The organism is Nonomuraea sp. NPDC049784 (assembly GCF_040659615.1).
Taxonomy (GTDB): Bacteria; Actinomycetota; Actinomycetes; order Streptosporangiales; family Streptosporangiaceae; genus Nonomuraea.
In genome coordinates, this window is the sequence record NZ_JBFAMX010000623.1 from 1 (window position 1) to 6,071 (window position 6,071).

Here is a 6,071-nt window from a genome sequence, read left to right on the forward strand (position 1 = left end):
CCCCGGCCGGACATGGCCCGCTTCGGCGGCGGCAACACGCCCGGGCTGGAGAAGGCGCTGGAGGAGGAGAGGCGGCGCGAGGCCCAGGATGGACGGGGAAGGCGCGGTGACCACCCCTTCTTCCGGCGGAACCGGCGGCTCTTCATGTGGCTGCTGGGCCAGTCGCCCCTGGACTCGGAGCTCGGGCGGCCACGGCGGCATGGGTAGCGGCGCCGCCGCCACTCGACGGCGGGGTACGGCGTCCGCCACCCCGGCGATCAGCCCGCCCACGACCGCCCCCATGCCCGGAGCGAACCGGCTAGCCGTGCTTGCCGATGGGGGCGGTGACGGCCCTGGTGAGCGTGATGAGATTGTCGGGGGCGGTCTCGATCTGCAGGCCGCGCTTGCCGGCCGAGAAGTAGATCGTCTCGAAGTCGAGTGCCGAGGAGTCGACGACCGTGGGCAGCTGCTTGCGCTGGCCCAGAGGGCTGATGCCGCCCACGACGTAGCCGGTCACCCGCTCCACCTTGGCGGCGTCGGCCATGGCGGCCCGCTTGCTGTTGAGCGCGCCGGCCAGGGCCTTGAGGTCGAGCTTGCCCGACACGGGCACGACCGCCACCGCGAGTCCGCTCTCCACCTCGGCCACCAGCGTCTTGAAGATCCGCTCGTACGGCACGCCGAGCGCGTCCGCCGCCTCCTCACCGTAGGCCTGCGCCGAGGCGTCGTGCTCGTAGGGGTGAAGCGTGAACTCGGCCTTGGCCTTGGTCAGCGCCATGGTGGCCGGGGTGCCGCCCTTGCCTTTCGATTTGCTCACAGAAGCCCATTGTAGCGAATCTACAATGTAAAGGCCCTGCCCGGGGTGTACCCGAACGCCCGCCTGAACACGTCGATGAACGCGCTGGCCGACGCCCACCCGCACCGGTGGGCGACGGTGGTCACGGGGGCGCCGTCGGCGAGGAGTAGGAGCGCATGGTGCAGGCGGAGCTGGGTGCGCCACTGCGGGAAGCTCATGCCGAGCTCACGCCGGCACAGCCTGGCAAGCGTCCGGTCGCTGGTGCCGACCTGCCCGGCCAGCTGGGCGAGGGTCCTGCCGTCCGCGGGATCGCGGTGCAGGATCGCGCAGACGGCCGCCAGCCGGGGGTCCTGGGCGGTGGGGAGGTGGAGCGGCTGCTCGGGCGCCCGTCTGAGCTGATCGAGCAGCACCGCCCACAACCGTCCGCGCTCGCCCCCATGGTCGCCGCCGCCTCCGGCGCCGTCGTCGGTCGTGTAGGCGATGATCAGCTCGCGGAGCAGGGGGCCGACGGCTAGGACGGCGGGGCGGTCGAGGCCGAGGGGGTTGTCCGTGAGGCCCACCAGGCGCAGGTCGGTGTCGCCGTGGGCGCGGTGCTCGTGGACCGTGCCGGCCGGGATCCAGATCGCCCGGCTCGCCGGGGCCACCCAGGTGCCCGCGCCGGTGGTGACGGAGAGCATGCCGCGGCAGGCGTACACGATCTGGTGGGTGTCGTGCCGGTGCGCGCCGATGCCCGCTCCCGGCGCGAGCGGCCGCCGCCCTGTGGGCGCCTCGGAGAGGTGGCGGATTTCCGTCATGGATTGGCATTTTATCGGAAGCGAGCCAGCCGCTGCCGGGAAATGATCGGAGCGTGAACAGGATCCCCATGCTCGCCGCCGGCCACGCGGCCGTGGACTTCTACCAGGGCGCCGTGCCCGCCCTCGTGCCGTTCCTGGTGGCCGGGCGCGGCTACGGGTACGTCGCGGTCTCCGGCATCGTGCTGGCCGCGACGCTGCTGTCGTCGATCGTGCAGCCAGTGTTCGGCATGCTGACCGACCGGTGGCGGATGCCGTGGCTGATCCCGTTGAGCATGGTCGTGGCGGGCGCCGGGGTGGCGCTCGGCGGTGTGACGGACTCCTACGTGCTGACCTGGCTGGCCGTGGCGGTGTCCGGCCTGGGTGTGGCGGCCTACCATCCGGAGTCCGCGCGGCTGGCCAGGATCGCGAGCGAGGGCAGCCATGTGCGGATGAGCTGGTTCTCGATGGGCGGGACGCTGGGCTTCGCGTCGGCTCCCGTGCTGGTGACGCCGTTGCTCGCGGGGTGGGGGCTGGGCGCCTCGCCGTTCCTCGCGGCGGCGGCGGTGGTGGGGGCGGTGGCGACGCTCCCGGCGGTCCGGGCGCTGGCCGGGGGAGGGCGGGCGGCGCGGGGCGCGGCGCCGGTGTCCGGCCGGGACGACTGGCCGTCGTTCGTCAGGCTGACGCTGGTGATCGTCTTCCGCTCGATCGTGTACGTCGGGCTGAGCGCGTTCGTGGCCCTGTTCATGGGAGGCGGCGCGGCGGGCGCGGTGGCGCTGTTCGTGCTGTTCGCGGGCGGGGCGGTGGGGACCGTGCTGGGCGGCAGGCTGGCAGCCCGCTGGGGCAGGGTGCGCACGATGCGCCTGGCCTACGCGCTGGCCGTCCCGGCGGTCGCGGGCGTGGTGCTCGCGCCCGGTCCCATCGCGTACGCCTTCGTCGCGGCCTCGTCGATCGCGCTGTATGCCCCGTTCTCTTTGCATGTCACGCTGGGCCAGGACTTCCTGCCCACCCGGGTCGGCACGGCGGGCGGCGTGACCCTGGGGCTGGCGGTGAGCGTGGGCGGCCTGACCAGCCCGCTGGTGGGCGCGCTCGCGGAGGCCACGACCTTGAGGACGGCGCTGGCCTGCCTGATCGTCTTCCCGGCCCTGGCCTGGCTGCTGGCGCGGACGCTGAAGGAGCCCGTTCTGGAGCCGTCCGCCTGACCGGGGCCCGATTCACCACCCGGACAGGCAAGAATGCGACGTCACGGTCCGGGCCCGTGCGGCCGAGTGGCGTTGAAGTGAGGGTCGGTCGTGACGGCGGCGGGTGGCGTCCTCCCGTGCTCCGCCGTAATGACTGGGCGTGACCGAGCACCGCGCCCGGGATCGTCCGGCGCCGGGCCCGCCGGTCGTGACCAAGCGATCAAGTGGCCAACGGAACGGCGATCGTGCTGGTGTTGTCGGCCTGGGACGGGTCGAGGGGGGTGGACTCGACGTGGGTGGTGATGCGTGGTGAGGCCGCCGCGTCGCGAGCGACCTGGACGTGAGCCGACAACTGGACCGGCCGGCCGGGGTGGATGGCGGCGATCGTGCAGGTGGCCTGCCTGTCCGTGTGCCTGCAGGAGGCGCCGTCCACCGAGGACAGGGTCGTGCCTTGCGGCAGCGTGAACGTGACCGGCACCTGCGCGGCGGACATCAGCCCGCGCAAGGTCACGGTGGCCTTGACGGTGGCGACGCCGCCGGGCTTGACCGGACGCTTCGGCCCCGAGGCGCTGATGGACAGCGCGTCGTACACCCCGCCCGGGTCGGCGTTCTTCACGATGGCGCCGTAGCCCTCGGCGTTGAGGGCGTTGGCGACGGAGAATCCGCCCTCCTCGCCGTCCTCGCTGCCCGCCGACAGCACGCCGACCAGGTCGCGGGTGCCTTTGAGCAGCCATGGCCCGCCGCTGTGGCCCCTGAACAGGTGACAGTTGTACGTCTCCATCCGCCCGTCGTCCGACGCGGCGACGGTGCCGGAGGGGAAGATGACGGCGCCCTCGGTGATCCCGCCGGCCGGCTCGGTCTTGCCCAGGCACCAGAGCTGGTCCTTGCCGTCGTACGGCCTTCTGCCGGCCACGCCGGGGTAGCCCGTGGTGGCGATGGTGTGCCGGATGCCCTGGTTGAGCATCGGGGTGAAGCCGCCGACCGCGTCCTGGAGCGTGCGGTCGTTCTTCTTGCCGACCTCGATGAGGGCGATGTCGTAGATCGAGTTCCAGTCGCCGCCGCTCAGGCCGGTGTAGCCGTCGGGCTTCCACGCCCGGCGGGCGCCCCACCGCCCGTACGGCTCGCGCTGCCGCATGGTGCTCGCTCGTCCGTCGTACGCGGGCACGAACGCGAAGTGGCTGTGCCACTGGCCGGTCGAGGAGCCCATCGGCACCCCGTAAACGCAGTGGGCGGCGGTGACGAGGAGCAGCTTGGCCGCGGAGCGCACGACGGAGGCGCTGCAGGCGTCGTCGCGCCCGCTCGCGTTGACGTAGAACAGCCGGCCGGTGATCCTGCTGACCGTCGAGCCGCTGTAGGGGCGGTGCACGCGGGCGTAGCCGTTGGCGTCCCCGTGCGGGGTGAGCCGCTTGCTGGTGGGCACGCTGTGCCGCGCCGCGCCCTGGGCGGACTTCCGCACGGTCGCCGGCAGGTCCGCGCCGCTGGCTCTGGCCTGCTTGCCGGCGTTCCAGTAACGCACGGCGCGGCCGGGGCGCATCAGCGGGGACGACACGGCGCCCCAGGAGCCGTCTTTGGCGGGCGCCGCGGGCGGCGGTGGCTCGGCCGCGGCCGCGGGCACCGCGAGCGCGCCGCCGGCCAGCGTGATCAGCGTGGTGACCAGAGTCTTCGACACAGTGCCCCCTTCGAGCGGATCATGAACCTCTCGATGACTCTAAGTCACGCTATGAAGGCGGAATGTAATTGAGTGAATGCGTGTCGCCGGATCAGCCGGCTGCCGCGTCGGTGTCGCGGCCCGGCATGATCTCCGCCGTGGTGGCCTCGTGCGGCTCGCGGTCGGGCCGCAGCCCGCGCCAGGACGGGTGGCGCAGCCGGCCGTCGCCCGTGACCTCGGCGTACTGCACCTCACCGACCAGGCGGGGCTCCACCCAGTGGGCGTCCCTGGTGTGCTCGCGCGGCACCGTCTCGTCGAACGGCGGGTCCGGCCGCTCCAGCGGCGCGAGGCGCTCGCCCAGGTCGCGCAGCATGGACTCGGTGAATCCGGTGCCGACGTGGCCCACGTACCGCAGCCGGCCCTGGGGGTCGTACGCGCCGAGCAGCAGCGACCCGATCATCCCGGACCGCCGCCCACCCCCCGGCTTCCACCCGCCGACCACGACCTCGACGGCGCGCACGTTCTTGACCTTCGTCCAGTCGGCGCTGCGCCGGCCCGGCCGGTAGGGCGAGCCCATCCGCTTGCACACGACCCCTTCGAGCCCCAGTTGCCTGGAGGAGTCGAACGCGAGCCCGGCGTGGTCGGCGAACCACACCGGCACCTCCCAGCGGTAACCGGGCGTGAACGTGGTCTCGAGCAGTTCTCTGCGCTGGGTGTAGGGGCGGGAGATGACGCTGTCGTCGTCGAGGTGCAGGATGTCGAACGCCATGTACGTCACCGGCACCGATCTGGACAGTTCCGCGATCGCTGCGGGGTTGCGCTGGTGCATCCGGGGCTGCAGCGCCTCGAAGCTGGGCCGCCCGGTCTCGTCGAACGCCACGATCTCCCCGTCGATCACGGCGTCGCGCCTTCCGGCGGCGCCGGCCATGAGCTGGAGTTCGGGGTAGGCGGGGGTGATGTCCTTGCTGTTGCGTGACATCAGGCGGACGGCGCCGTTCTCGATGAAGGCGAGGGCGCGCACGCCGTCCCATTTCATCTCCACGGCCCAGTCAGCGCCCTGGACGGAGTTCAGGGAGCCGAGCTGGGCCAGCATCGGCGTGTAGGCCGGCAGCCGAACCATGGTGCATGCCTTACCCGTCCGGCTGATCGACAGTGACCAGCCGGGGTCTACAGATGGTCAAAGGCGGTGTCTTCGACGAGCTGGGCCAGATCCACGCCGTGGGCGGCCAGCTCGGAGACGGTGGCGCAGTAGCCGCGGAGGTACGTCCTGCCGTTGACCTGGTGGGAGACACGCAGGAGTGGGCGATCGTCCAGAATGATCGCCTCTACCAGGAGCCCGTCAGGGCCTCGCCACTGTCCCACGCGGCAAGCGTATGGGGCCGGACATAATGGACACGCAATGTGAAAGTACTCACATGGCCTCGAAGGCCGATGTGACGCGACCCGCTGCGACACGTGCTCGGCGGTCCGCTCGGCAAAAACCGCTTGGTGCTTTTTTGGTGTGGCGCGTTAGCGGAGGGCCTGTGGCGGGCAGTGGAGTTGTCCTGAGCTTTCCCGGCCGTGGCCGTACCCCCCCCGTGACGGTCGCGGCGGCTGCCCCGGCAGGCCCGGTCCGGGGCAGAACTCACCCAAGGTGCAGCTCATGCCCCAGAAGGAGGCGATGGACGGGGTGCTCCCCCTGGCCAGGGCGTACATGGCCC

At 72.1% G+C, this 6,071-nt stretch carries 7 protein-coding genes; 2 read left to right on the forward strand and 5 right to left on the reverse strand.

All coding sequences use genetic code 11. From position 1 onward, the window contains the following. The coding region (locus AB0J09_RS53840; protein WP_360709947.1) for a hypothetical protein at window positions 1-207 on the forward strand (207 nt) is incomplete at its 5' end. A gap of 91 nt (window positions 208-298) precedes the next feature. Here the strand turns inward: AB0J09_RS53840 and ybaK are convergent. Together ybaK and AB0J09_RS53850 are read right to left on the reverse strand one after the other, a co-directional pair. Then, complete coding sequence (ybaK, locus tag AB0J09_RS53845) at window positions 299-754, reverse strand: Cys-tRNA(Pro) deacylase (protein WP_360709957.1); 456 nt, start codon at window positions 752-754, stop codon at window positions 299-301. A 59-nt stretch (window positions 755-813) separates the two neighbouring features. After that, window positions 814-1,566: a helix-turn-helix transcriptional regulator gene (locus AB0J09_RS53850; RefSeq protein WP_360709949.1), complete on the reverse strand. Its 753-nt coding sequence runs from the start codon at window positions 1,564-1,566 to the stop codon at window positions 814-816. A gap of 53 nt (window positions 1,567-1,619) precedes the next feature. Here AB0J09_RS53850 and AB0J09_RS53855 point away from each other — a divergent pair, with 53 nt between their 5' ends. After that, window positions 1,620-2,744, forward strand: a complete 1,125-nt coding sequence (locus AB0J09_RS53855; RefSeq protein WP_360709950.1) for an MFS transporter — start codon at window positions 1,620-1,622, stop codon at window positions 2,742-2,744. A gap of 199 nt (window positions 2,745-2,943) precedes the next feature. Here AB0J09_RS53855 and AB0J09_RS53860 read toward each other — a convergent pair whose 3' ends face one another. The 3 genes from AB0J09_RS53860 to AB0J09_RS53870 all read right to left on the reverse strand — a co-directional run bounded on the left by AB0J09_RS53860 (window position 2,944) and on the right by AB0J09_RS53870 (window position 5,733). Next, on the reverse strand, window positions 2,944-4,392 hold the full coding sequence (locus tag AB0J09_RS53860; protein ID WP_360709952.1) for a hypothetical protein: 1,449 nt from the start codon (window positions 4,390-4,392) through the stop codon (window positions 2,944-2,946). Between the two features lie 91 nt (window positions 4,393-4,483). Further along, window positions 4,484-5,491, reverse strand: coding sequence for a non-homologous end-joining DNA ligase (gene ligD, locus AB0J09_RS53865; RefSeq protein ID WP_360709954.1), 1,008 nt, complete (start codon window positions 5,489-5,491; stop codon window positions 4,484-4,486). Window positions 5,492-5,538: 47 nt separating this feature from the next. Beyond that, on the reverse strand, window positions 5,539-5,733 hold the full coding sequence (locus AB0J09_RS53870) for a hypothetical protein (protein ID WP_360709955.1): 195 nt from the start codon (window positions 5,731-5,733) through the stop codon (window positions 5,539-5,541). Between the last annotated feature and the right edge of the window lie 338 nt (window positions 5,734-6,071).